This window comes from Cyanobium sp. NIES-981, from assembly GCF_900088535.1.
Taxonomy (GTDB): Bacteria; Cyanobacteriota; Cyanobacteriia; order PCC-6307; family Cyanobiaceae; genus NIES-981.
Genome location: NZ_LT578417.1, coordinates 1,573,568 through 1,596,715, shown reverse-complemented (window position 1 = coordinate 1,596,715; position 23,148 = coordinate 1,573,568). Strand labels below are relative to the sequence as shown.

Below are 23,148 nucleotides of genomic sequence, written 5' to 3'. Positions count from 1 at the left end.
AGCGAGCAGCTCGGCGGGATCAGTTCACCGGCGTGATGCTGGCGATTCTGCCACCTTCACGGTGAATCTGCTGCTGATACTGGAGCAGCTTGTTGAAGGGAATGAAGCGCACCCTGTTGCTGCGCTTGTGGAGCCGGTAGTTGTTGAACCCAGAGATTTCCACCCGGAATGTGCGACCCTCCTCGCCAGAGCCCACGCCCTGACGCGTCACGCCGTCGCTGCCGACTTTCCGGAAGACCGCACCCTTGGCATTGGGGCTGACCACGGGCATGGGCTGTTCCGAGTGGACAGCTGGATTGAGGCGGGACTGGGTCTTGAGGAGGTCGCCCCGCACAGAGGCACCCACGCCGCGGGTGAGTTGCAGCATGTAGGAGAACTGCAGGCCCTGCTGACCAGAGTTGTAATTGAAACCGTGCAGATAGGGTACCGTCTCCTCACCGAAACGCTCCTGGTATTCGGCGCTGTCGATATAGGAATCAATTTCGGCGTCGAATCCCTGCTCCTGCAGGATCGTGAAGTGGTGCAGCATCTCGGCCTTGTTCTGAGGAGCCCGGCCGAGCAGATGCTTGAAGTTCAGTTCGATGAAGCGGTAGGGGTTGCAGTTCTCGAAGAACTTCTGCTTGTAGAGGCCACTCTTGGCAACCTGGCGGACGAACTCGCGGACACTCAGGTAACCACGCTTGAACAGCGACTCAGGGCCTTCAAGGCGCTCGCTCTTCATCACGTACTGGTTGCCAAGCACCTGCTTGTAGACCGCACGGATGAGAAGCGCCTTGTCATTGTCCGAGGCGTTGGTCCAGTTCTCTTTGTTACGGTCGTTGGCGAAACGCTCGATGCCCAGGTAGGCAGCGTTGGCGAGAGTCATGGGCGTGGGGCCGTTGGGGAGAAAACGCGTCGTGACCGTTGGCCGCCATGGCAGGACAATCGGCCGATGCAGCGCGGCGCAGCGATAAACGACTCTGCCAACAGCTGCATCAGCAGATCCTATGGGCCGTTCGGAGTCCCATGGCGAGGCTTTCAGAATCGTTACAAACCCTGGGCCTGGCGCCCGCTGCTGGAGTCGATACCATCCCACCCAACAGTGCTGCGCAGCCATGGGCGTCGACGCCGTGGGTCCACCGTCCGGGTTCGGCGGGGCTGCACCCCAGGCCGGGGGGGATCCCAGGTTGCTCGACCGGCTGGCCCTCCAGCTCAACACCGTCTCCGAGCTGCTGGAGACGCTCACGGTCAGGGTGCTCGAGCTGGAGGAGAGGCTCGACGCCCACCAGCAGGCCTTCGAGACCTGGAAGGATCTGCACCCAGCGCCTCCCCAGACGGAGATGGCGGAGCTGCGTCTGGAGGACACCGAAGATCGGCTGAGCAGGATGGAAGCCCTGCTCCAGGGGCTGGATCAGCTGCATGGATCTCCGCCCCCGCCTTCCCTCCAGGGGCGACGCCGGTTGGCCCCGGAGGACGCCGAGCCCATGGATGCTCCCTTCGAGGAGGAGGAGCAGCAGCCGTTCATGGATGAGATGGCTGATCAGCTGACGGCATGATCCGCCGACCGCTCACGGCTGGAAGGCGTCGTGCCAGGCGGCAGGGATTTCGTGGCTGTAGTCGTCCGTCCGGCTGAATTCAAAGGGCCCCGCCAGGGAACCCCACACCTGGGCGTGGGATTGCGGGTCGTGTCCGGTGTCGATGGTGCGCATCCCATGGGCATCGAGTTCGAGCCGGCTCACCAGGTAGGTGGTCTGACCCTTGCGCTCCACCAGACAGCGACAGCCCGGTTCCACCTCACCGATGAATCCTCCGGCATGCTCCCGCACCACGTAGGCACAGCCCTCCAGGGGGCGCAGGTCGGCAGGGCTGATGCGGCTGCGCAGCGCCTCGTTCTCCGCCGCACCCCAGAAGCGCTGGTCATCGGCCAGGGCCTGGTTCTGGATGACCAGGCCATCACCCTGCCGCTCCGCCCGCAGCACCCGGATCCGATACGGCGCCGCGGGATTGATGGCGTAGCTCTGTTCCAGCAGCAGGGATCCCGGGGCGAGCTGGGGAAGTGGCCTCATCTTCACCAGGATGTGGGCGTAGAGGGGCGGGTTGTCGAAGGCCTGTTGCTGGTTGCTGAAGCCGGCGCACAGCATCTGCACCAGGCGACTCAAGGGGGGGGCTGTGCCGATCACCGCTGGGACCAAACTGTGCTGCGGCCAAATTAGGACCTGCCCCAGGGTGCTCCGTGCGGCCCTACCGCCTCAGAGTCCGAGCAGCCGGAGTCGGAATTGCGCCACCTGCTCGGCCAGTTCCGGAGAGCTGCGGCAAAAGGGATGATCCGCGAGCTGCTCGAGCACCGTGGCCAGGCTCGCCTCCCGGTCGAGCTCGACGCCGTGGTCGGAGCGGCTCAGTTGCTTCCAGGCCTCATCGAAGGCCTGGGCAAAACTGTCGGCGTTGTCGAACAGCTGGGAAGCGCTGCCGGCAGGCTCACGGATCGGGGCCATGGCAGGGGCGTGCGAATGGATCAACGGGGCAGGCGAGTCCTAGCACCGCCAGGCGCGCAGAGACCAGCGCCAGAACGATGGGCATGCTGTCTGACGCTGACTGTCTGCCCCTGACTGTCTGACGCTGAGGCTGTCTCTGACAGTGGTTCTGATGGCAATGCCAGGACCCAGATTTGAACTGGGGACACGGCGATTTTCAGTCGCCTGCTCTACCAACTGAGCTATCCCGGCCCACCGCCTTGGCGGCACCGGGATCTTAGATCACGGCCGGCGGTGTTCCGGGGTGCGGGCGAGGCAGGCCATGCCCAGCGGCCGCCAGCCGGCCGCTTCGAGGCTGGCCGCAGCGTTGCAGGCGGTGGCGCCCGTGGTGAGGATGTCATCGAGGATCAGCACGGGCCGCCGTCCGCGGGGATCCTGATGGGCCGTCACCAGGCAGCGGAACGCCCCTTGCTGGTTAGCCCAGCGCAGGTCGCGGTTGAGCCGGTGCTGCCCGAGCACGGGCCTGCTGCGTGCCAGCAGGGGAGCCAGTGGCCATTGCAGCTGGGCGGAGAGCTGGCGGGCCAGCAGTGGCGGCAACGGGTTGGCGCGGCTTTTCCAGCTGGGTATGGGCACCAGGAGGGGGGAGGCCCGCAGCGTGGAGAGGCGGGGATCAGCCTGGAGGCTGGTGGCCAGTCTGCGTACCAGTGGCAGCAGCCGCTGGGGTTGGAGGTCACGCCGCAGGCCCAGGAGCTGGCGCCGCAGCCCCGCCTCGTAGAGCCCTGCGGCCCACCAGGGCAACGGCAGCTCCCCCTGGGTGGCCGGCTCGCGCTGCTGCAGCGATCCGGGCAGCTGGGTGCCGTCCCGGTGCCTGATCAGCCACTCCAGCGGCAGCAGGGTGACCAGGCACCGGGAGAAGGAGACAGCCATCGCAGCGCCGCCGGTAGACCGGCAGTGTTGCCACAGGCTCCCCCCGGCCGCAGCCCGCTGCTCAGGCGGGGCCGGGCAGGGCGCGCAGCATCGCCACGAGGGTGCGGTGGGCGTCTTCGCTGTCGCTCAGGGTGTGGTCGAAGGCCACGCGCACGGCCGCGCCATCCACGTCGAGCTCCATGGCGTCGGGTTGGATCGCCACCATCCGCGCCTGGGTGGCGTCTTGGAGGCCGCCGTAGTGGCGCGCGTAGCTGAGCACCGCTTCGGCGTGGTCGTCGTTCATGTGCTTACAGATGCGCTCGCTCACGGCGGCGTTCAGGGGATCGGCGGGCATGGACGGAGGCAGTGCGGCGGGGTGGAAGGGGTCAGTCTGGGGCCTGCCCGTGTCGTCAGGCGGCGGCGAAGCGCTGCCAGAGCAACAGAGCGAGCCGGATGGCACTGAAGCCGACGTAGCCCGCCAGCACCACGAATAGGGCCATCGAGATCCAGGTGCGCAGGCGTTCGTTCATGGGGTGGCGAGGGAACTCTCGAGCTTGGATGCGGCCAGTCTGGCCATGCCGAGGGCGGCGGAGAGCCCGGGGCGGTTGAGCACCGGCACGCCCAGCCGCTGTTCGCGTAGGCGCCGCCACTGGGGATTGCGGGCACCCCCTCCCAGCGTGATCACCCGCCGGATCGGGGGGATGCCGAGGGAGGCGAGCTTTCGCCATCCCGCCAGCTCGATGTCCGCCAGGGCCTCCAGAAGCGCCTGCAGGTAGAGGACGTCACTCACCGGCCTGGGCTCCAGCACCGGCTCCAGCCCGGGGTCATCCACCGGGAAGCGCTCCCCCCGGCCGAGCAGGGGCCGCAGAGCCAGGCCCGTGGGCTGGGCAGGGTTGATCTGCCGACTCAGTTCCTCCAGCTGCACGGGGCTGTAGAAGCGGCTGAGCACTCCCGCACCGCTGTTGGAGGCCCCACCCACAAGCCAGCGGCCGGCCACCCGGTGGCAACTGATCCCGGAGCCGTGCACCGGCATGGTCGAGAACTGCTTCAGCACAAGAGTGGTGCCCAGCACGGTGATGCCGTCCTCAGGGGAGGGGTTGGCCGCCAGCACGCCGGCGTTGGCATCGGTGCTGCCGGCCACGACCTGGCACTGCCGGGGAAGCCCCAGCGCGCGGGCTGGGCCGGGGGCCAGGGGGCCCAGCGGTGTGCCGGAAGCGCAGATGCGCGGCAGCGCCGCACTCCAGGGCTGCGCGGAGATCTGGCCGCACCACTGCCCGCGTTCCAGGTGCCACCCCAGCCGCAGATTGTTGCCGGCTTCTCCCCACTGCCAGGTCCCGAGCAGCCAGCCCATCAGCCAGTCGGCCTGATGGCGCAGGAGCAGGCCGTCGGTGGGGCCGGGCACGCTCTCCAGCAGGCGAAGGGCGCGGGCCAGGCTGCCGCTGGCACTGGCCGCGGGGCCCACCAGGGCGGGTGGTCCGCCTGCGATCGCCTCGGCCGCTGCCCCTTGCTCGGGGCAGGCCTGCGCGTAGGAGAGGGCCCGGCCAGGACGACCCTCCAGCAGGGTGCCGTCCTGGCGGCAGAGCAGCAGGGTTCCGGAGGTGCCATCGATGGCGATCGCGCCGACGGCCTGCCGCAACGCCTCCGGGATCCGGGAGCACAGATGCTGGAAGCCCCGTTGCCATCCCAGGGGGTCGTCGAAGGGGGCCGGGTAGGGCGAGGCCTGCTCATCCAGCGGGCGGCCGGCAGCATCGACGACCACCAGACGAAGCCCGCTGGTGCCGAGATCGAGGCCCAGGGCACAGGGCAGGAGGGGGGGCACCGGCGGGGGAGCAGCCAGGCCTGAAGCGGCAGGCCTCAGGCTGCAGCCGCTACGGCGCCGGCCTCCCGCAGCACGGCGGCGATCGTCGCCACATCTTCCCAGGGGAGCTGGAGATCACTCCGTCCGAAATGGCCGTAGGCCGCCACGTCCTGGTAGAAGCGGCCGCCGCGCTGCTGCGGCAGCTCACGCAGACCGAAGGTTTCGATGATGGCCCCAGGGCGCAGGTCGAAGTGCCGCTGCACCAGTGCGGTGAGGTCGGCATTGCTGCGGGTGCCCGTGCCGAAGCTCTCCACCAGGATGCTCACCGGTTTGGCCACGCCGATGGCGTAGCTCAGCTGCACCTCGGCCTTGCGGGCCAGGCCGGCGGCCACTAGGGCCTTGGCCACGTAGCGGGCCGCATAGGCGGCCGAGCGGTCCACCTTGGTGGGATCCTTGCCCGAAAAGGCGCCACCCCCATGGCGGGCATAGCCGCCGTAGGTGTCCACGATGATCTTGCGGCCGGTGAGCCCGGCGTCCCCCTGGGGCCCACCGACCACGAACTTGCCGGTGGGATTGACCAGGAAGCGCGTGCTCTCCCGGCTGGGCCTGAGTGCCAGATCCGCCGTGGCGGGCACCACCACGTGGGACCAGAGGTCGGCGGCGATCCGCTCCCTCAGCGCCTTTTCCTCACTCAGCCCATCAATCTCAGGGGTGTGCTGGGTGGAGATCAGGATCGTGTCAATGGCGACTGGCCGCTCATCCTCATAGACCACGCTCACCTGGGTTTTGCCGTCGGGCAGCAGGTAGCCCAGGGTGCCGTCATGACGCACTTCAGACAGGCGACGGGCCAGGCGGTGGGCCAGGCTGATCGGAAGCGGCATCAGCTCCGGCGTCTCGTCGCAGGCGAAGCCGAACATGATCCCCTGATCGCCAGCCCCCACCTTGTCGAGGGGATCGCCGTCGTGGTCGTCGGCCTCATCCACGCCCTGGGCGATGTCGGGGGACTGCTGATCGAGGGCCACCAACACGGCGCAGCCGTGGGCGTCGAAGCCGCCGGCCCTGGCCCCCGTGTAGCCGATCTGCTGGATCACCCCACGCACGAGGGTGTTGAAGTCCACCCGCGCCGTGGTGGTCACCTCCCCGGTGATCAGGCAGAGCCCCGTGTTCACCACGGTCTCGCAGGCCACCCTGGAGGCGGGGTCCTCGGCGAGCAGGGCATCGAGCACGGCATCGCTCACCTGGTCGCAGATCTTGTCGGGGTGCCCCTCGGTCACGGACTCGGAGGTGAACACGTACCTGCTCATGGCTTGCGGCCTGCCGGGGGCCACACAGCTTATGGCGTGACGTTTCAGCTGAAGGGCCTCGGGCGACTCAGCGCAGGAGGACCTCCAGTTCCTCCCAGTGCCGCATGTGGGGGAACGTGGGATCCAGGGGCGGCGGGCTGCCCCAGCCGGCCAGGTAGCCCACGGCCAGCGGGAGACCGGCACGGCGGGCCATCAGCAGGTCGCTGTTCGCATCGCCGATCAGGGCACAGCGCTGGGGCTGCACGCCCAGGTCACGGCAGAGGGCCAGCACAGCGGCCGGGTCAGGCTTGCGAGGACTGTGCTCCGCGCTCCAGATCGCCTGGAAGTGCCGGCGTAACCCCTGGCTGGAGAGGAACGCCTCGATGCCGGCCGTCTCGTCGTTGCTGATCACGGCGCACGTCACCGCCGCTTCCGCCAGGCGCTTCACCAGGGCGTGGAGTCCCTCGGTGGCCTGGGCCTGCCGGGCGCTGCCGTGGCCCTGCAGATGGTCGGTTGCCAGGAACGTGGCCTCGCTCAGTTCGACGGACTCCGGCCAACCCAGCCCGAGCTGGGCCAGGGCGGTGGCCGTGGAGATCAGGTTGTGGGCGCGGCTGGCAACGGCCGTGGTGCCAGCGGGATCGAGTCCGCTGCCGCGGAGGCCGTAGGCCCGCTGCAACAGGTCCCGCAGCTGCGGGCCCAGCCGGGCATGCAGGGCTTCATCGTGCTGCCGCAGCAACTGGTCGCAATGAAAAACCCTGGCGGTGGCCAGGGCGTGCAGGCCGGGCTCACTGACGGAGAGGGTGCCGTCCTTGTCGAACAGAACGGCCTCCACCTCCCCGATCAGCTCACCCCGCAGCAGGAGCAAGGCCACAGCGGGGCTCAGTCGAGGGTGACACCCATCGGCTCGTTGTCTTCGGCCTGCTCCAGCAGCATCTGCTTGTAGCGGGCCGCCATTTCCTCGGCCTTGTCGAACACCTTCTGGGGGTCGGTGAGCATGTCGCCGGGTTCCGGCTCGAGAGCTTTGGTGGAGAGGGAGATCCGGCCCCGCTCGGCGTCGAGATCGATGATCATCACCTTCATCTGGTCGTTCACATTGAGCACCGTGTGGGGCGTCTCGATGTGCTCGTGGCTGATTTCGGAGATGTGCAGCAGGCCGCTGACCCCACCGATGTCGATGAAGGCGCCGTAGGGCTTGATGCCGCGCACGGTGCCGAGCACCACCTCGCCCACTTCGAGGCGGTTCATCTTGCGCTCCACCAGGGCGCGACGGTGGCTGAGCACCAGCCGGTTGCGCTCCTCATCCACCTCCAGGAACTTGAGGGGCAGGAAGTCGGCCACCAGCTCCTCCTTGGCCTTGCGGGTGCTGATGTGGCTGCCGGGGATGAAGCCCCGCAGCCCTTCCACCCGCACCAGGGCGCCACCGCGGTTGGTGGCGAACACCTCGGAGTAGATGGTGGCGTCCTCCTTCTGCAGCTGCCTGACCCGCTCCCAGGCGCGCTGGTACTCGATCCGGCGGATCGAGAGGGTGAGCTGGCCGTCCTCGTTCTCCTCGCTGAGGATGAAGAATTCCCGGATCTCGCCGGGCTCCAGCACGTCGCTGAGCCCTTCGACGCGGTTGATCGACACCTCCTGGAGCGGCATGAAGGCCGCTGTCTTGGCGCCGATGTCGATCATGGCGCCCTTCGATTCCAGGGCGAACACGGTGCCGTTGACAACGTCACCCGGTTTGAAGTTGTAGTCGTACTTGCTGAGCAGGGCGGCGAACTCATCCAGCGTGAAACCGACGCCGTCGAGGTCGCGGGTCGCGGCCCGGCTGCTGGGGTCATCGGCCGTCGGTACCTCTTCCGGGATGGCGAGGTCGAGATCGGCTGCCGCTTCAGCGGCCAGGTCCAGATCGGCCTCGGTGCTGCTGATTTCGGAAGGGGTCACGGTCATGGTGGATGGCGGCCTGCCAGTGGCAGTGCGAGGGGGAACGACCAATCCGCCCGCCAGCGGCTTCGTCGCGATCCACCATCGTAACAACGCACCTCGCCTTGGCCTGGAGCTGGAGGCTCAGCCCACGGCCGCCAGGGCTGAGGGCTTGGCCGTGCGGCGGTGGAGCCCCTCCAGGGTGGCGATGAAATCACTGATCCCCTGGAACTGGCGGTACACCGAGGCGAAGCGCACGTAGGCCACCTCACTCATCTCGGCCAGTTGCAGGAGCACCAGTTCACCGATCTCGGCGCTGCTGACCTCCCGGCCCGTGCGCTGCTGCAGCACCAGCTCGATCTCGTCGACCACCAACTCGAGCCGGGCAGGTTCCAGGCCGGTCTTCTCGCAGGCCCGCAGCAAGCCGTGCAGCAACTTGCCGCGGTTGAAGGTTTCCCTGGAGCCGCTGCGCTTGATCACGGTGATCGGCACGGTTTCCACACGTTCGTAGGTGGTGAACCGGAACTCGCAATTGAGGCATTCCCGCCGCCGCCGCACACTGCGCCCGGCATCAGCCGCTCGGGACTCGAGCACCCGGCTGTCGGTGTGTTGGCAGGAGGGGCATTGCATCCCCGTCGATCCGGGAGGGTTATGGAAGTTTAAGCAGACCATCTCCCGTTGAGAAGTGGCTGAGAAGGATGACCTTCCTGGGCGGCATTCCGTTCTGGCATGCCGCGGCCGTGGCAAGAAAAAAGCCCCCGATTGCGTCGGGGGCTGAAAACCTTGGGGCCAGAGTTCATTTGCCGATCTTCGGCGGATCGCGGAAGGCGATCGCGAAGAACAGGGTGGCCAGGGCCAGGGTAAGGATCAGGATGTAGGCAAAGCTCTCCATGAGGGGTCTCCGGGGTCAGCTGAGGGTGGAGCCGGCCGGGGGGGTATAGCCCTCAGGCAGACGGCGGGTGGACTTGTCGCCGAGCTTCTGGAACAGACCGAACTCCACCTGCTCACCGAGATCAGGGTCGATGCCGGCGAACACATCCCGGTAGAGGGTGCGAGCGCCGTGCCAGATGTGCCCGAAGAAGAAGAGCAGTGCGAAGGTGGCGTGGCCGAAGGTGAACCAGCCGCGGGGGGAGCTGCGGAAGGTGCCGTCGGAGTGGTAGGTCTCGCGATCGAATTCGAAGGCCTCACCCAGCTGGGCCTTGCGGGCCAGCCGCTTCACATCGGCGGGGTCGGTGAAGGTCTGACCGTTCAGCGCGCCTCCGTACACGGTGGCGGTGATGCCGGTCTGCTCGAAGGAATACTTAGCCTCGGCGCGACGGAACGGAATGTCACCGCGGACGATGCCGTTCTGGTCTTCGAGCACCACGGGGAAGTTCTCGAAGAAGTTGGGCAGGCGTCGCACTTCCAGGTCACGTCCCTCCTTGTCGGTGAAGGCGATGTGGCCGATCCAGCCGGTGGGCAGGCCGTCGCCGTTCACCATGGGGCCAACCCGGAACAGGCCACCTTTGGCCGGGCTGTTGCCGACGTAGTCGTAGAAGGCCAGTTTCTCGGGGATGGAGCCGTAGGCCTCCTCCTTGGTGGCACCGTTGTCGAGGGCGGTCTGCACACGCCGGTTGATCTCGGCCTTGAAGTAGCCCTGATCCCACTGGTAGCGGGTGGGTCCGAAGAGTTCCACCGGTGTGGCGGCAGCGCCGTACCACATGGTGCCGGCCACCACGAAGGCTGCGAAGAACACGGCGGCGATGGCGGAAGCCAGCACCGTTTCGATGTTCCCCATCCGCAGAGCCTTGTAGAGGCGCTCGGGGGGACGGGTGGTGATGTGGAAGATGCCGGCGATGATGCCCACGATGCCGGCAGCGATGTGGTGGGCCACGATCCCGCCAGGGTTGAAGGGATTGAATCCCTCGGGGCCCCAGGCCGGCTGCACTGGTTCGAGATGCCCGGTGAGGCCGTAGGCGTCGCTCACCCACATCCCCGGGCCGAACACGCCGGTGAGGTGGAAGGCGCCGAAGCCGAAACAGCCGAGGCCGGCCAGCAGCAGGTGGATCCCGAAGATCTTGGGCAGGTCCAGAGCCGGTTCCCCGGTGCGGGGGTCCTGCCAGATCTCGAGATCCCAGTAGGTCCAGTGCCAGATGGCGGCCAGGAACAGCAGGCCACTGAAGATGATGTGGGCGGCGGCGACGCCTTCGAAGCTCCAGAACCCGGGATCGACACCGGTTTCGCCGGTGATGCTCCAGCCGCCCCAGCTGCCAGTCACGCCGAGTCGGGCCATGAACGGCATGACGAACATGCCCTGGCGCCACATCGGGTTGAGCACCGGGTCGGAGGGATCGAAGATCGCGAGCTCATAGAGCGCCATGGAGCCGGCCCAGCCGGCCACCAGCGCGGTGTGCATGAGGTGCACGGCGAGCAGTCGGCCCGGGTCGTTGATCACGACCGTGTGCACCCGATACCAGGGCAATCCCATGGGGGGTAGTTCTGGGGTGGGTTGGGCGATCGTAAGGGCGTAACCGGCTCCGCGGCGGCGCAGGTTACGGAGCGCAACGGCTCGCACCAGAATGGCGGCAGATGCGCCTGCGCCCATGCCCGTGATCCGATTCGTGCGTGAGGGTCGTGATGTGGAGTGCTACCCCGGCGAGAACCTGCGCGAGGTGGCCCTGCGGGAGGGGCTGCAGCTCTATGGCCTGAAGGGAGCCCTCGGCAACTGCGGTGGCTGCGGCCAGTGCATCACCTGTTTCGTGGAGATCCCGGAGGGCACCGCGGCCCAGGCCCTGAGCGGCCGCACTCCCGTGGAGGACCAGAAACTGAGACGGCGCCCCCAGAACTGGCGCCTCGCCTGCCAGGCGCTGGTGCAGCACTCCCTCGTGGTGCTGACCCGCCCCCAGGTGGGCCTGGCCGACAAATCGGCGCGCCTCGATGCAGCGATGGCATCGCCCCTTCCCCCCGGACCCACGGAATGGCCTGCGGCGGCAGAGTCCGCCGATGACGAGGGTGCCGACGCCGAAGGTGGCGATGGCGAGGGTGGCGATGCCGGTCCGGTGCAGGCCGCCACGGACGCCCGTCCCGGCGACCTGCCGGCCTGAGCGCCAGCGAGCGCCAGGAAGACCCAGCCGCAACGACCCAGGCGCAACGACCCGAGCGCAACGACCGGTGAAGGGGTCAGGGAGCCACCGGAACGACGGTGATACCCTCCGGTGACCTTCAGCTCCGCTATGGAAACCAACGATCTCGGCTTCGTGGCCAGCCTGATGTTCGTCCTGGTTCCCACCGTGTTCCTGCTGGTGCTGTACATCCAGACCAGCAGCCGCCAGGGTGGCTGAGACGGCATCGCCCGTTCCACCCCACCAGCACTCGGCACCAGCGCTCGGCACCAGCGCTCGGCACCAGCGCTCGGCACCAGCGCTCGGCCTGATGGGCCCGACCATGCTCCCGTCGCCAGCTGTGCTGGCGGCACGGCTGCCCCGCCCAGGCTCATGGCTCCCGGCGGGGAGCCTGTCTGGCACCGCCCACTCCAGGCGGAATCACCGCCGGCCTTCGGGTTCGCGAACCAGGAGCACCGGAGCCGGGGCGTGGACACGGATGTAGTCGCTCACCGAACTGCCGAGCAGACGATCCAGATCCACCAGGGCCTTGGCCACCACGGGCCGCCGGTCCTGGGAGGCGATCACCACCAGATCGCTCTTCAGTTCTTCGGCCGCCGCGCAGACGGTGCGTCCCACATCGCCGGTTCGGTGCACCGGCTGCAGGCTCACCCCCAGGCCCCGGGCTCGCTGCACCGCCCGCTCCAGCACATCATCGGCCGGTGATTTGCCGCCCCGGGAGGGGGTGAGGTCCTGGCGGGTCACATGGATCCCGGTGAGGGTGCCCCCGGGGATCTCCCGCACCAGCTCACAGGCCAGTCGCAGCGCATCGTCGCCCACCCCGGTGCCATCGATGGCCACCATCACCTTGTTGATGTGGCGCACATAGAGGTCGTCGCGCACCAGCAGCATCGGGCGGGTGGAGAGCTGGAAGACGTACTGGCTGGCACTGTTGCTGAGAATGGACTGCAGCCGGCTCAGCCCCCGGGACCCCATCACGATGAGGTCGGCATGGAGCTCCTCCGCCACCCGCAGCACCGTCTGCTTGGTGTCGCCCTGGCGGATGATGGTGTTGATCTCACTGGGGTCGAGCTTCAGGCGCCCCACGGCGGCGGCCACGATGCCGGCCGCTTCCTGCCAGTGCTCCTGAAAGTCCTCGCCGGCCTGTTCCGGCACCACGTGGAGCAGGTTCAGGCGGGCCTGACGCACCACGGGGATCTCGCGGAGCATCCGCACCATCTCCTCCACATGGCCTTTGCCGGAGTCGGCGATCAGAACGTTGCGGAACACGGCTGGGCAGCGGGCTATCGGGCAGCCTATGGCGGTTTGTGAGGCCTGAAGCTCCTGGCATGCACACCGTGATGGAGGAGCCCCGCAGCTGGCGGATGGAACGTCGCGTCCTGCCCCAGCACACCGACCATGCGGGGGTGATGTGGCACGGGGCCTACGTCGCCTGGATGGAAGAGGCCCGGGTGCAGGCCCTGGAGGCGGCGGGCCTGGCCTACAGCGAGCTCTCCGGGCGGGGCCTGGAGCTGCCCGTGGTGGGGCTCGCGATCAGCTACCGCCAGGCCCTCTTCCATGGCGATCTGGTGCAGGTGCGCAGTGTGGTGCTGCCCCGCCAGGGCATCAAGCTGCCCTGGTACTGCTGTTTCGTGGCTCCTGACGGTGCCGTCGCCGCCGAGGCGCAGGTGGAGCTGGTGCTGCTGGACAGCTCCGCGGGGCCGGACCGGCGGCGGGTGCTGCGCAGGCTGCCGCCGGATCTCGCCGCGGCGGTGGAGGCCCTGCGCCGGGGACCGTCTTAGCATCAGTACAGATGTACTGATGCTGATGGGTCAGGTGCTGCAGTTGCCGCTGCGGGCGGCGGAGGTGCCGGGCTGCCAGGGGGCCCGCGGCGGAGGGCGCGGGCGCGCCTGGTCTCGGGAGCGGCGGCGCTGGTGGCTGCTGTGGGCCTCCTGTCCTGGGGTCGGCTGGGTGCGCCTCCGGGCGATCGAGGCCACGTTCGGCGATCTGGCCGAGGCCTGGCAGGCGCCTCTGGAGGCCTTTGCGCTGCTGCCCGGGATCGGAGGCGCGTGGCTGCAGCGCCTGGCTGGCTTCCGTGGGCACTGGGGGCCCGATCCCTTCGGCGGTTCGGCCCCGCCGGCTTCGCTGCGGAGGCTGCTGGCCTCCGAGCGCCGTGTGCTGCTTCCCGGTGATCCCACCTATCCGGCAGCGATGGCCGCCCTGGAAAGGCCGCCACTGGCGCTGCACTGGCGCGGGCATGGTGCCCTCTGGCCACTGCTGGCCCGTCGCCAGGGGGTGGCGATCGTGGGCACCCGTCGCCCATCCCGCCACGGAATGGCCGCTGCCGAGGCCCTCGGTGCGGCCCTGGCCCGGGCTGGCTGGCCGGTGGTGAGCGGCCTGGCGGAGGGGATCGATGCGGCGGCCCACCGCGGCTGCCTGGAGGCGGGTGGGGTGCCGGTGGCGGTGCTGGGCACCCCGCTGGAGCGGGTCTATCCACGCCATCACGGCCGTCTCCAGCGGGAGGTGGCCGAGCGCGGACTGCTGGTGAGCGAGCAGCCGGCCGGCGCGGCCGTGCGCCCGGGCCATTTCGCGGCCCGCAACCGTCTCCAGGTGGCCCTCGCCCAGGCGGTGGTGGTGGTGGAGTGCCCCGAGTCGAGCGGGGCGCTCCATTCAGCCCGCCTGGCCTGGGACAGCCTGCTGCCACTCTGGGTGGTGCCGGCCGACGCGGGCCGCCTCTCGGCCCGGGGCAGCAACCGCTTGATGACGCAGGGTGCCTCCGCGCTGCTCGAGGCCGACGACCTCATCCAGCAGCTCGGCCCCGGGCCCCACCGGCGGCCCCCATCGGCTGTCCGGCCTGGCGGCCGATCCAGCGGCTCCGATGCGGCTCTGCTGCAGGTGCTGGAGGGTGGAGGCGCCTGCCTGGAGCAGCTCTGCCGGGCCCTGGACCAGCCTGCCCCCCAGGTGGCCGCACGCCTGCTCACCCTGGAGCTGGCCGGGCTGGTGCAGGCGGAGCCAGGCTTGCGCTGGCGCCGGATCTAGGGTCTCCCCAGGGCAACGGGGCCTTGGGATGCTGCAGGGGCCAGCCAATCGGGCCGCTGACTCGGTCAGCATGGCCGGCGAGGCCCTGCTGGCCTGGCGCCGACGCTGTCTGGCGGAGGGTGGTCGGCCGGCCGATTTCGACTGGCTGCTCGATCTCGCCGGCGGCCTGCGCTGGACCCAGCTTCAGCGCCTGCGGCTGGACCCCGCTGCGGCCGTGCAGCTCCGGCGGGATCCGGCCGAGCTCGAGCAGCTCTGGCGCCGGCACCTTGAGACAGGCGAACCCCTGCAGTATCTGGTGGGCCTCTGCCCCTGGCGCGATCTGGAGCTGCAGGTGGGCCCCGGGGTGCTGATCCCTCGCCAGGAAACCGAGCTGCTGGTGGACCTGGCGCTGGAACTCTGCCCGCAGCCCCCGTCGCTCTGGGCCGATCTGGGCACGGGCTCAGGCGCGCTGGCGGTGGCCCTGGCGCGGCAGTGGCCTGATGCCAGGGGCCTGGCGGTGGACCTCAGTGCCGCGGCCCTCCGCCAGGCCCGCACCAATCTCGAGGTGTTCGGAGCGGTCGGCCGGGTGCGGTTGCTGCAGGGCAGCTGGTGGGAACCTCTGCTGCCCTGGCGGGGAGCGGTGGAGCTGGCGCTGGCCAACCCCCCCTACATCCCCACTGCCGTGTGGGAGGAGCTGGAACCGGTGGTGCGCGACCACGAACCCAGGCTGGCCCTGGAGGCGGGGGACGACGGGCTGCAGGCCATCCGGGCCGTGGTCCAAGGTGCCGGGGCGGGGCTGGCTGCCGGTGGCTGGCTGCTGCTGGAGCACCATCACGACCAGAGTGAGGCTGTGGCGGAACTGCTCGCCGAGGCGGGCCTGACCCAGGTGCAGGCCCATCGCGACCTCGAGACCGTGCGCCGCTTCGCCTCGGCCCGCAAGCCCCAGCAAGCCTCCCGTGACCGTTGACCCCCTGTCGCCCCAGATCTGCACCCCGCCCCAGCTGGCGGAACGGCTGCGCGGGGGGGAGGCTGCCCTCCTCCCCACGGACACCCTGCCGGCCCTGGCCGCCTGTCCGGAGCATGCCGGCCAGATCTGGGGCCTCAAGAGCCGGCCGGCCGGGAAGCCCCTGATCCTGATGGGCGCCGAGCTCGAGCAGCTCCTTCCCCTGCTGGGTGAGCCCTGGCGGCCGGAGTGGCAGACCATGGCGGGCCAGGGCTGGCCCGGCGCCCTCACCCTGGTGCTGCCCGCCTCCGGCCCCGTGGTGGAAGCCCTGAATCCGGGCAGCAACACCCTGGGTCTGCGGGTCCCCGCCTGTGCGCAGACCCGGGCCCTGCTCCGGCTGAGTGGCCCCCTGGCCACCACCAGCGCCAATCCCTCGGGCCGCCCCCCGGCCACCACGGCGGCAGAGGCGGCCGCCTGCTTTCCCCATCTGCCCCTGCTGGGCCCGCTGCCCTGGCCGCAGGCCGCAGGTGTGGCCAGCACGGTGCTGGCCTGGTCGGCCTCGGGTGCCTGGCAGGTGTTGCGTGCGGGCGCTGTGATGCCCCCAGGCATCGCTCCCTGAGGTTCGACCATGGCGGCTCTGATCCTGGTGCTGGCCGTGGCCATCGCCTGTTACCACTGGATGGCGACCCCCCTGATCGGCGGCCTCACGGGGGTGTTGCAGGCCGGCTGGCTGCCTGTGCCCCCTCTGCTGGTGCTGCTCTGGCTGCTGGCCGGCCGGCGTTGAACCGGCCTAGGTTTCACCCCTCGTAGTCACACACCTGTTGCGTCGTCGTCTTCGTCTGCTGGCTGCGTTGTTCGCGGTGCTCACCTGGGGGGTGACCCTGCTGGGGCATGGCGGCCCCAGCGCCCTGGCCCAGCAGGCCGCGCCTGAGCTGCGCGGGGTGTGGCTCACCGCCAACGACATGCCGGTGCTCAGGGATCGCGAGCGGATGCGGGCCGCCGTGGCCGATCTCGCCGCCCTGCGGTTCAACACCCTCTACCCGGTGGTGTGGAACGGTGGAATCGCCTATTACCCAAGCCAGGTGGTGGAGGACCGCCAGCTGCAGCACTTCACCTACCGGGGGCTGCAGGGCCAGGACGTGCTGGGTGAACTGATCGCGGAGGGGCGCAGGCAGGGGCTGCTGGTGATCCCCTGGTTTGAGTTCGGCTTCATGGCTCCCAAGGATTCAGCCCTGGCCCGGCGTCACCCGGACTGGCTGACCCGCCAGCGCGATGGCGGGCTCACCTCGATCAGCGCCGCTGGGGAAGTGGCCTGGCTCAATCCTTTCCGCCCCGAGGTGCAGCAGCTGATCACCGATCTGGTGCTGGAGGTGGTGGGCCGCTACGGCGCCGACGGGATCCAGTTCGACGACCACATGAGCCTGCCCCGGGAATTCGGTTACGACCCCTTCACCGTGGCGCTGTACCGCCGCGAAACGGGCAAGGCGCCCCCGGCCAACCCAGCAGACGGCGCCTGGGTGAAGTGGCGGGCTGACAAGATCACGGCCTTCATGGACCGGCTCAGCAAGAAGGTGCGGGCTGCCAACCCCGATGCCGTGATTTCGGTCTCGCCCAATTACTACAACTTCGCCTACAAACTCCAGCTTCAGGATTGGCTCGCCTGGGTCCGCAAGGGGATCGCCGATGAGTTGCTGGTGCAGATCTACCGTCCTGATCTGCCGAGTTATCTGCCCCACCTGGTGCGGCCGGAGGTGAAGGAGGCGCGCGCGAAGATTCCCACGGCTATCGCGATCATGAGCGGGCAACGCAACCGACCGACCGCCATCGACCTGCTGGAGGAGAAGGTGAGGGCCAACCGGGCCCAGGGTCTGGGCGTGGCGTTCTTCTATTTCGAGAGCCTCTGGAATCTGGGCCCCGAATCGCCGGATCAGCGCCAGGCGGCCCTGGGCCGCTGGTTTGCGGCTCCGGCACCGCGCCGGAGTCCGGCCGCGCCCAGCGTCCCCCAGGTTCAGCCTTCGCGGGGCCCTGCCGCCGCTCCTCCTTCGCCCCCGCCCCCGCTCCCCACACCGGCGGTCGGGCTCTGATCCTCGGCGCGGTCGTGTCCGGGCCCCTGGGCCTGTGTGGGCTTACTGGCGGGGCGGGATAGTCCTGCGGGCCTCCGTTTGAATGCCCCAGGCCGTCGGGCGTGTGAGCTGCATGCGTCCTGCGGTGGTCCTGACCTCTTGATCCCATGTCTGCAGCCATCGATGATGCGCCCTGGTACAAGGTGCTGCTGGCCGTGCGCTGGCCCTGCGCCCTGGTGGTGTCCTCCGCCGTGCTGGGGGGGGTGCTGCTCCACGTGCTGAGCCGGCCCATTCCGATCCGGCTCGCCATGCCGCTGGATGAACCCCTGGCCGTGAAGGCCCAGGTGGCCGAGTTGGAACAGCCGATCAAGGTGCATCAGCTCGATGGGGCGATCAAGATCAACCTCAAGGAGAAGGTGTTGGTGCATGGCCAGGTGGGGATTGACCCCAGGGCCCCCATTCCGATCACGGGAGAGCCCAGGGTGGTGGTGACCAACCCGGTGCAGGTGAGAGCCTCCGAAGCCCTCCCCGTTCAGGGCTCGGTGGCTGTGAAGGCCGAAGAAACCCTGCCGGTGCAGGTGGAGGGGGATGTGAAGGTGGCCACGCCGGAGCCGCTCAAGGTGGAGACCGACGTGACCCTCGACACCGACGAGAAGCCGGTGCAGATTCAGGTGAAGGAAGGCCTGATGGGGATTTTCTGAGTCTGAGAGCCGCCGGGCCCCACGGGCCCCGGGAGTCTGGAGAAAGCCGGCTAACGGATTTGAACCGATGGCCTTCGCTTTACAAAAGCGCTGCTCTACCGCTGAGCTAAGCCGGCCGGGGAGTGATCCTGGCGGAGGGTGCGCCGCCCCGGGTTCCCGATGGCCAAATTACTCGGCGGACAGGGCCCAGATCAGCAGCTGGGTGCGGTTCCGGCAACCGGTCTTGGCCAGCAGGCTGGAGATGTGACTCTCCACGGTGCGCACGCTCACCACCAGAGCCGTGGCGATGTCGCGGTTGCTGTGGCCTCGGCACACCAGACCCAGCACCCGGGCTTCGGCCGGGGTGGCCACCGGGGGGGTGCCCGCCGCCGAGACACCCGGGCTGAAGGCGGGACTGGGGCCGGGGAAGGCGGGGCCGGGCTGGGCCATGCAGAACTCCGTGGCGCCGGGTGGCGTTCAGCACAGGGTTGCCACACAGGGCAGGTCCGGGGGCAGGGGCCTCAGGGGAGCTTGCCGGGGGCCGCTGCCGAACTGCCGGCGGCGGGCGTTCCCGACACCAGGGGTCGCGTGCCCTTGATCGGCAGGTTGGCCACCAGCGCGGTCACCCGATCTTCCGTCTCCAGGCTCACATCCCCCTCCTCGAGATCGATCTCCACGTAGCGGCTCACCACCTCGAGGATTTCCCGGCGCATCTGCTGGAGCAGCTCGGGATTGAGATCGCTGCGGTCGTGGGCCAGCACCAGCTGCAGGCGCTGCTTGGCGGTGGTGGCACTGGCGGGCTCCCGTCCCAGCAGCTTGTTGATCAGATCGCGCAGCGTCATCGGCTCAGAAGATCTTGGTTTGCATCAGGCGGCCGATCTTGGCCCGCAGTCCCTGGCGCTCCTTGGAGGGATCGATCAGCGGCACCACCTCACCGCGCAGGCGGCGGGCCACGTTGGTGTAGGCCCTGCTGGCAGGGGACTGGATGTCGCTGAGGGTGAGGGGTTCGCCGCGGTTGGTGGACACGATCACCTGCTCGTCCTCCAGCACCAGCCCCAGCAAGGGAAGGGCCAGGATGTCCGTCACGTCGTCGACGGCCAGCATCTCCTGGTTGGCCATCATCTTCGGCCGCACCCGGTTGAGCACCAGCTGGATCGGTTTCACCCCCTCGGTGTTGAGCAGTCCGATCACCCGGTCGGCGTCCCGCACGGCGGACACCTCGGGTGTGGTGACCACGATCGCCTCGCGGGCCGCGGCCATGGCATTGCGGAAGCCGCCTTCGATGCCGGCCGGCGCGTCGATCAGCACGTAGTCGAAGCTCTCGCCCACCAGCGCGGCGATCTTCTGCATGTCTTCCGGCTTCAGCCACTCGAGCATGCGGGGGTTGCCGGCAGGCAGCAGGGCCAGGTTCGGTTCCTGCTTGTGCTTCACCAGGGCCTGCTCCAGGCGGCAGGACTCGGCCAGCACGTCCTGGGCGGTGTAGACGATGCGGTTCTCCAGCCCCAGCAGCAGGTCGAGGTTGCGCAGACCGAAATCGGCATCCAGCACCGCGGTGCGTGCCCCCTGCTTGGCCAGGGCGATGCCCAGATTGGCGGTGAGCGTGGTCTTGCCCACGCCCCCTTTGCCGGAGCAGATCAGAATGAAGCGGGTGGACGCGGCTGGCACGGCACTGGCTGAGGTCGGGGCAGGCTAAGGCCAAATTCCCTGCCGCACCCCCTGGCGGGGATTTGGCTCCTCCGGGGAGCGGCTGCAGCGGGATACCCGCCAGCCCCGGACTGCACCGCCGTGATCAGGCGCTGAGGGGCCACTGCGGTGGCGCCGGCTCGAGCCGGATGGCCCCATCCACCAGGCTGGCCTGCTCGGCCAGTCCTGCCGGTGGCGTGCCCTTGGGCCCGCGGGCCACGGCATCGGCGATCCGCAGCTGCAGGGGCTGCAGCTGCAGGGCCACGATCAGGGCCTGGCTGTCGCCCCGGCAGCCGGCATGGGCCGTGCCCCGCAACCGGCCCCACACCAGCACGTGGCCGCTGGCGGTGACCCGGGCGCCTGGATTCACATCCCCCAGCAGCAGCAGCGATCCTTCGCTCTGGAGATGGTCGCCGGAGCGGAGGGTGCCGCGGTGCAGGGTCAGGGTCGGCGGCGATCCCCCACCCGCCTCCACACCCGTGCACGGGGCGAGCAGGAGCCGCGACTCCAGGCCCAGCGCCGCGCCGGCCACCAGGGAGCGCCGGTTGCTGCTCAGGAGGCCCTGCAGGGTGAGGCCAGCCTCCGCCAGCGCTGTGGCCATGGCCCTCAGCTCCCCCACCGGCAGCCACCAGTCGCCGGCGTGCAGGTCCACGGCCCCCGCCGCCGGGAGGTTGTTCAGCAGGCGCGCGCTCGCCAGGGCGGCGGCCACCAGCTCGGCGGCGCCCTGGCCGCCGCCGGGTCGGGGGAGCACGAGCTGGTGAGGGGCGCCGTCCGCACCGGAGGAGAGGAACAGGGCGCTGAGCGGCGTCGCGGTCATCAGGCCTGCAGCAACCGCCGCAACCTAGGGGCCACTTCGCCGGGATGAATCAGCCAGGCCAGCTCCGTGGGCTCGCTGAGGCTGCGCACCATCACGGAGCGTTGCTCCAGGGCCTGCAGCTGCTGCCCATCCCAGAGGCGGAGTCCGCCGGCATAGGGGTCGTAGCCCCGGCTCTGACGTTGCTCGAGGGCACAGCAACCATCGGGATCGAAGCCCTCGACGCCGGCCAGCCGCCTGGCCTCGGCCAGCAGCTCCAGACGGCGTTCCCGGGTCAGGCCGCTCACATCGGTGGCCTTCAGCAGCCTGCGCTCCAGCAGCCGGCCGCAGGGCTCGGCCAGTTCCGCGGGCCCGTCCTCCATCCAGCGCTCGAGGTGATAGCCGGTGCGGACGTCGTCGTTGGCCAGATAGGTGCTCAGATCCAGCTGGGCGGGCTCCCAGAGCCAGCGGCCCATCACCCGATCGGCCCACACCGCGCCGGGGCCCAGCTGACGCGCCACGCTGATCACCCGGCGCAGCAGCCAGTTGCACACCACATTGAGCCGATGGTTGTACACGCTGCGGTACATCAGGTTGCGCACCACCAGGTAGTGCTCCACCGCCATCAGCCCCCTGGGATGCACCGCCAGGCTGCCATCGGGGGCCAGGGTCAGGGCGGCCAGGATCCGCTCCAGATCGAGCCGGCCGTAGCTGGTGCCGGTGCTGTAGCTGTCGCGCAGCAGGTAGTCGAGCCGGTCGCAGTCCAGCTGGCTGCTCACCAGCGCCTTGATGGCCGCGCAGGGATAGCGGCCGTGTTCCAGCAGATCGGCCACGGCATCGGCAGAGCCTTGCGCATGGCGTTCGAGCAGGTCGCGCAGGGCGGGATGATCGCGCACCAGGCGACCTGACCAGGCCTCGTGGCGCAGGCCGTACATCTCCTCCCCCGCGTGGCTCAGGGGGCCATGGCCCACATCGTGCAGCAGGGCAGCGGCGTAGAGCACCCCCCGGTGCTCTGCCAGCTGGGGATGCAGGGTCTCCAGGTCGTGAAGGGCCAGCCGCGCCAGGTGCAGCACGCCCAGGGAATGGGTGAAACGGCTGAATTCGGCGCCGTGAAAGGTGAGAAAGGCCGGCCCAAGCTGCCGGATCCGGCGCAGGCGCTGGAAGGGGGGCGTGTCGATCAGGGCGATCGCCAGGGCTTCGGCGGGCTGCTGGCGGCTCAGGCGGATCGCGCCGTGCAGCGGGTCGTGGTAGACGCGGCTGCTCATGGCCCGTCGCTGGCCCCGATCTGCTCCAGCAGCAGATCCGACGCCTCCTGCAGCCAGGCATCGTTGTCGCCGCCTGGGTTGAGCGGCTCGGGCGCGGGCAGGGGATGGTCAGGCTCGATGCCCTGATTCTGGATATCCCGGCCGCTGGGGGTCACGTAGCGGGCCACGGTCACCGCCAATCCGCTGCTGTCGCTGAGGGGCAGCAGGCTCTGGATCAGGCCCTTGCCGAAGGTGCGGCTGCCCGCCAGCGCACTGCGGCCGTTGTCCTGCAGGGCACCGGCGAGGATCTCGCTGGCGCTGGCCGTACCGCCGTTCACCAGGGTCAGCATCGGTCCGTCGTAGAGCTGGCCGGCACCCGCCTGCACGGGCGAGCTCAGGCCATCGCGGTCCTGGGTCTCGACGATCGGCTGGCGGTCGAGCAGCTGGTCGGCCACCGCCAGCCCGGCGCTCACCAGGCCCCCCGAGTTGTTGCGCAGATCGAGCAGCAGGCCTTCGATACCCTGGTCCACCAGGTCGGTGAGGGCCTGATGCACCTGCTCGGGCACCGGCTCGGCGAACTGGGTGATCCGCAGGTAGCCCACGGTGTGGCCCTCGAGCCGCAGCCGCCGGCTGCGCACGGGGCGCAGGTTCACCTGCCTCCGCTCCAGCACCACCTCCTCGGGCTGGCCGGAGCGGGCCACCGTCACCAGCACCTGGCTGCCGGTGCTGCCCCGCAGGGCCGCGGCCGTGCCCTCGAGGCCCAGGGCTGGCGTGGGTTCGCCGTCCACCGCCAGCAGCTCCGTTCCGCTGGTCAGGCCCGCCTCGGCCGCTGGTGAGTCGTCCAGCGGGGCGATCACCACCACGCGCTGGTCGCCGTCGCGCAGGCCGATCTGCAGGCCCACGCCGTTGACGCTGCCCTGGGTGCTGGAACGCAGGTTGGCGTAGTCATCCGGCCGCAGCAGCCGCGTGTAGGGGTCGCCGATCGGCGCGAGCATGGCCTCGATGGCCGTGTAGGCGTCGTCGGAGCTGGAGATCGGCCGTTCCAGCGCCTTCTGGCGCAGCCTGCGCCAGTGCACGGCTTCGAAGCGCTGGGGATCCACGTAGCTCTGGTTCACCAGGCGCCACGCCTCCACCACGAGCTGCTGCGCATCGCTGAGGGCCCGCACCGGGGCTGCCGCCAGCAGCAGCACCACCCCGAGGGCCAGGGCAGCCCTGAGGGCGCTGGCCCATCGGGGCCGGCAGGGGAGCGGGGATGGCCGCAACCACGGGCGTTCGGTGCTCACGGTGCCTTCGAGGTGG

The 23,148-nt window shown here is 69.4% G+C and carries 29 protein-coding genes and 2 tRNA genes; 10 read left to right on the top strand and 21 right to left on the bottom strand.

What is annotated here, in order from left to right; genetic code table 11:
- Nucleotides 1-19: 19 nt before the first annotated feature.
- Complete coding sequence (locus CBM981_RS08210) at nucleotides 20-865, bottom strand: phycobilisome rod-core linker polypeptide (RefSeq protein ID WP_087068012.1); 846 nt, start codon at nucleotides 863-865, stop codon at nucleotides 20-22.
- Between the two features lie 229 nt (nucleotides 866-1,094).
- Here CBM981_RS08210 and CBM981_RS08205 point away from each other — a divergent pair, with 229 nt between their 5' ends.
- Nucleotides 1,095-1,535 (top strand): hypothetical protein, encoded by a 441-nt coding sequence (locus tag CBM981_RS08205; protein WP_157665382.1) that lies wholly within the window; start codon nucleotides 1,095-1,097, stop codon nucleotides 1,533-1,535.
- Between the two features lie 12 nt (nucleotides 1,536-1,547).
- Here CBM981_RS08205 and CBM981_RS08200 read toward each other — a convergent pair whose 3' ends face one another.
- From CBM981_RS08200 to psbB, 12 genes are all read right to left on the bottom strand, one after another.
- The gene (locus tag CBM981_RS08200) at nucleotides 1,548-2,120 is read right to left on the bottom strand and encodes a chromophore lyase CpcT/CpeT (protein ID WP_087069291.1); all 573 of its coding nucleotides are present in this window, start codon (nucleotides 2,118-2,120) and stop codon (nucleotides 1,548-1,550) included.
- 108 nt (nucleotides 2,121-2,228) lie between these two features.
- A complete protein-coding gene (locus CBM981_RS08195) occupies nucleotides 2,229-2,471 on the bottom strand; it encodes a hypothetical protein (protein WP_087068010.1) in 243 nt (80 codons plus the stop codon).
- Between the two features lie 158 nt (nucleotides 2,472-2,629).
- Nucleotides 2,630-2,702 (bottom strand) — tRNA-Phe (locus CBM981_RS08190).
- A 30-nt stretch (nucleotides 2,703-2,732) separates the two neighbouring features.
- A complete protein-coding gene (locus CBM981_RS08185) occupies nucleotides 2,733-3,377 on the bottom strand; it encodes a ComF family protein (protein WP_087068009.1) in 645 nt (214 codons plus the stop codon).
- A 61-nt stretch (nucleotides 3,378-3,438) separates the two neighbouring features.
- On the bottom strand, nucleotides 3,439-3,711 hold the full coding sequence (locus tag CBM981_RS08180; protein ID WP_087068008.1) for a DUF2470 domain-containing protein: 273 nt from the start codon (nucleotides 3,709-3,711) through the stop codon (nucleotides 3,439-3,441).
- Nucleotides 3,712-3,882: 171 nt separating this feature from the next.
- The gene (locus tag CBM981_RS08175; RefSeq protein ID WP_225867309.1) at nucleotides 3,883-5,175 is read right to left on the bottom strand and encodes an FGGY-family carbohydrate kinase; all 1,293 of its coding nucleotides are present in this window, start codon (nucleotides 5,173-5,175) and stop codon (nucleotides 3,883-3,885) included.
- A 35-nt stretch (nucleotides 5,176-5,210) separates the two neighbouring features.
- Complete coding sequence (gene metK / locus CBM981_RS08170) at nucleotides 5,211-6,458, bottom strand: methionine adenosyltransferase (RefSeq protein ID WP_087068007.1); 1,248 nt, start codon at nucleotides 6,456-6,458, stop codon at nucleotides 5,211-5,213.
- 67 nt (nucleotides 6,459-6,525) lie between these two features.
- Nucleotides 6,526-7,308, bottom strand: coding sequence for an HAD family hydrolase (locus tag CBM981_RS08165; RefSeq protein WP_087068006.1), 783 nt, complete (start codon nucleotides 7,306-7,308; stop codon nucleotides 6,526-6,528).
- An 8-nt stretch (nucleotides 7,309-7,316) separates the two neighbouring features.
- Nucleotides 7,317-8,372, bottom strand: a complete 1,056-nt coding sequence (locus CBM981_RS08160; RefSeq protein ID WP_087068005.1) for a 30S ribosomal protein S1 — start codon at nucleotides 8,370-8,372, stop codon at nucleotides 7,317-7,319.
- Nucleotides 8,373-8,489: 117 nt separating this feature from the next.
- Nucleotides 8,490-8,975 (bottom strand): transcriptional regulator NrdR, encoded by a 486-nt coding sequence (gene nrdR, locus CBM981_RS08155; protein ID WP_087068004.1) that lies wholly within the window; start codon nucleotides 8,973-8,975, stop codon nucleotides 8,490-8,492.
- 166 nt (nucleotides 8,976-9,141) lie between these two features.
- Entirely contained in the window at nucleotides 9,142-9,237 is a 96-nt protein-coding gene (locus CBM981_RS08150) for a photosystem II reaction center protein T (protein ID WP_043368769.1), read from the bottom strand.
- A gap of 15 nt (nucleotides 9,238-9,252) precedes the next feature.
- Complete coding sequence (gene psbB, locus CBM981_RS08145; protein WP_087068003.1) at nucleotides 9,253-10,812, bottom strand: photosystem II chlorophyll-binding protein CP47; 1,560 nt, start codon at nucleotides 10,810-10,812, stop codon at nucleotides 9,253-9,255.
- A 115-nt stretch (nucleotides 10,813-10,927) separates the two neighbouring features.
- Here psbB and CBM981_RS08140 point away from each other — a divergent pair, with 115 nt between their 5' ends.
- Together CBM981_RS08140 and psbM are read left to right on the top strand one after the other, a co-directional pair.
- Nucleotides 10,928-11,428, top strand: coding sequence for a 2Fe-2S iron-sulfur cluster-binding protein (locus CBM981_RS08140; protein WP_087068002.1), 501 nt, complete (start codon nucleotides 10,928-10,930; stop codon nucleotides 11,426-11,428).
- Between the two features lie 129 nt (nucleotides 11,429-11,557).
- Complete coding sequence (psbM, locus tag CBM981_RS08135; protein ID WP_087068001.1) at nucleotides 11,558-11,665, top strand: photosystem II reaction center protein PsbM; 108 nt, start codon at nucleotides 11,558-11,560, stop codon at nucleotides 11,663-11,665.
- 201 nt (nucleotides 11,666-11,866) lie between these two features.
- On the opposite strand, the gene CBM981_RS08130 is transcribed toward psbM, so the two are convergent.
- On the bottom strand, nucleotides 11,867-12,715 hold the full coding sequence (locus CBM981_RS08130) for a universal stress protein (RefSeq protein ID WP_087068000.1): 849 nt from the start codon (nucleotides 12,713-12,715) through the stop codon (nucleotides 11,867-11,869).
- 59 nt (nucleotides 12,716-12,774) lie between these two features.
- Between CBM981_RS08130 and CBM981_RS08125 the strand changes: the two genes are divergently transcribed.
- From CBM981_RS08125 to CBM981_RS08100, 7 genes are all read left to right on the top strand, one after another.
- Nucleotides 12,775-13,227, top strand: coding sequence for an acyl-CoA thioesterase (locus CBM981_RS08125; protein ID WP_087067999.1), 453 nt, complete (start codon nucleotides 12,775-12,777; stop codon nucleotides 13,225-13,227).
- A gap of 25 nt (nucleotides 13,228-13,252) precedes the next feature.
- Nucleotides 13,253-14,464, top strand: a complete 1,212-nt coding sequence (locus CBM981_RS08120; protein WP_172820851.1) for a DNA-processing protein DprA — start codon at nucleotides 13,253-13,255, stop codon at nucleotides 14,462-14,464.
- Between the two features lie 70 nt (nucleotides 14,465-14,534).
- The gene (gene prmC, locus CBM981_RS08115) at nucleotides 14,535-15,410 is read left to right on the top strand and encodes a peptide chain release factor N(5)-glutamine methyltransferase (protein ID WP_087069288.1); all 876 of its coding nucleotides are present in this window, start codon (nucleotides 14,535-14,537) and stop codon (nucleotides 15,408-15,410) included.
- Nucleotides 15,400-16,005 (top strand): L-threonylcarbamoyladenylate synthase, encoded by a 606-nt coding sequence (locus CBM981_RS08110; protein WP_225867308.1) that lies wholly within the window; start codon nucleotides 15,400-15,402, stop codon nucleotides 16,003-16,005. The genes prmC and CBM981_RS08110 overlap by 11 nt, the downstream gene beginning before the upstream one ends.
- A 9-nt stretch (nucleotides 16,006-16,014) precedes the next feature.
- Nucleotides 16,015-16,170: a hypothetical protein gene (locus tag CBM981_RS15315; RefSeq protein ID WP_157665381.1), complete on the top strand. Its 156-nt coding sequence runs from the start codon at nucleotides 16,015-16,017 to the stop codon at nucleotides 16,168-16,170.
- A 37-nt stretch (nucleotides 16,171-16,207) separates the two neighbouring features.
- Nucleotides 16,208-17,470: a glycoside hydrolase family 10 protein gene (locus CBM981_RS08105; RefSeq protein ID WP_172820850.1), complete on the top strand. Its 1,263-nt coding sequence runs from the start codon at nucleotides 16,208-16,210 to the stop codon at nucleotides 17,468-17,470.
- 146 nt (nucleotides 17,471-17,616) lie between these two features.
- Complete coding sequence (locus CBM981_RS08100) at nucleotides 17,617-18,150, top strand: hypothetical protein (RefSeq protein ID WP_087067997.1); 534 nt, start codon at nucleotides 17,617-17,619, stop codon at nucleotides 18,148-18,150.
- 44 nt (nucleotides 18,151-18,194) lie between these two features.
- On the opposite strand, the gene CBM981_RS08095 is transcribed toward CBM981_RS08100, so the two are convergent.
- From CBM981_RS08095 to ctpZ, 7 genes are all read right to left on the bottom strand, one after another.
- Nucleotides 18,195-18,266, bottom strand: a tRNA-Thr gene (locus CBM981_RS08095).
- Between the two features lie 52 nt (nucleotides 18,267-18,318).
- On the bottom strand, nucleotides 18,319-18,579 hold the full coding sequence (locus CBM981_RS08090) for a response regulator transcription factor (RefSeq protein WP_087067996.1): 261 nt from the start codon (nucleotides 18,577-18,579) through the stop codon (nucleotides 18,319-18,321).
- A gap of 71 nt (nucleotides 18,580-18,650) precedes the next feature.
- Nucleotides 18,651-18,971, bottom strand: a complete 321-nt coding sequence (gene minE / locus CBM981_RS08085) for a cell division topological specificity factor MinE (RefSeq protein WP_087067995.1) — start codon at nucleotides 18,969-18,971, stop codon at nucleotides 18,651-18,653.
- Between the two features lie 4 nt (nucleotides 18,972-18,975).
- A complete protein-coding gene (gene minD / locus CBM981_RS08080; protein WP_087067994.1) occupies nucleotides 18,976-19,794 on the bottom strand; it encodes a septum site-determining protein MinD in 819 nt (272 codons plus the stop codon).
- 124 nt (nucleotides 19,795-19,918) lie between these two features.
- Nucleotides 19,919-20,629: a septum site-determining protein MinC gene (gene minC / locus CBM981_RS08075; RefSeq protein WP_087067993.1), complete on the bottom strand. Its 711-nt coding sequence runs from the start codon at nucleotides 20,627-20,629 to the stop codon at nucleotides 19,919-19,921.
- Nucleotides 20,629-21,870: an HD domain-containing protein gene (locus tag CBM981_RS08070; RefSeq protein WP_087067992.1), complete on the bottom strand. Its 1,242-nt coding sequence runs from the start codon at nucleotides 21,868-21,870 to the stop codon at nucleotides 20,629-20,631. Before CBM981_RS08070 ends, minC begins: the two co-directional genes overlap by 1 nt.
- Complete coding sequence (ctpZ, locus tag CBM981_RS08065) at nucleotides 21,867-23,132, bottom strand: carboxyl-terminal processing protease CtpZ (protein WP_369801594.1); 1,266 nt, start codon at nucleotides 23,130-23,132, stop codon at nucleotides 21,867-21,869. Before ctpZ ends, CBM981_RS08070 begins: the two co-directional genes overlap by 4 nt.
- Between the last annotated feature and the right edge of the window lie 16 nt (nucleotides 23,133-23,148).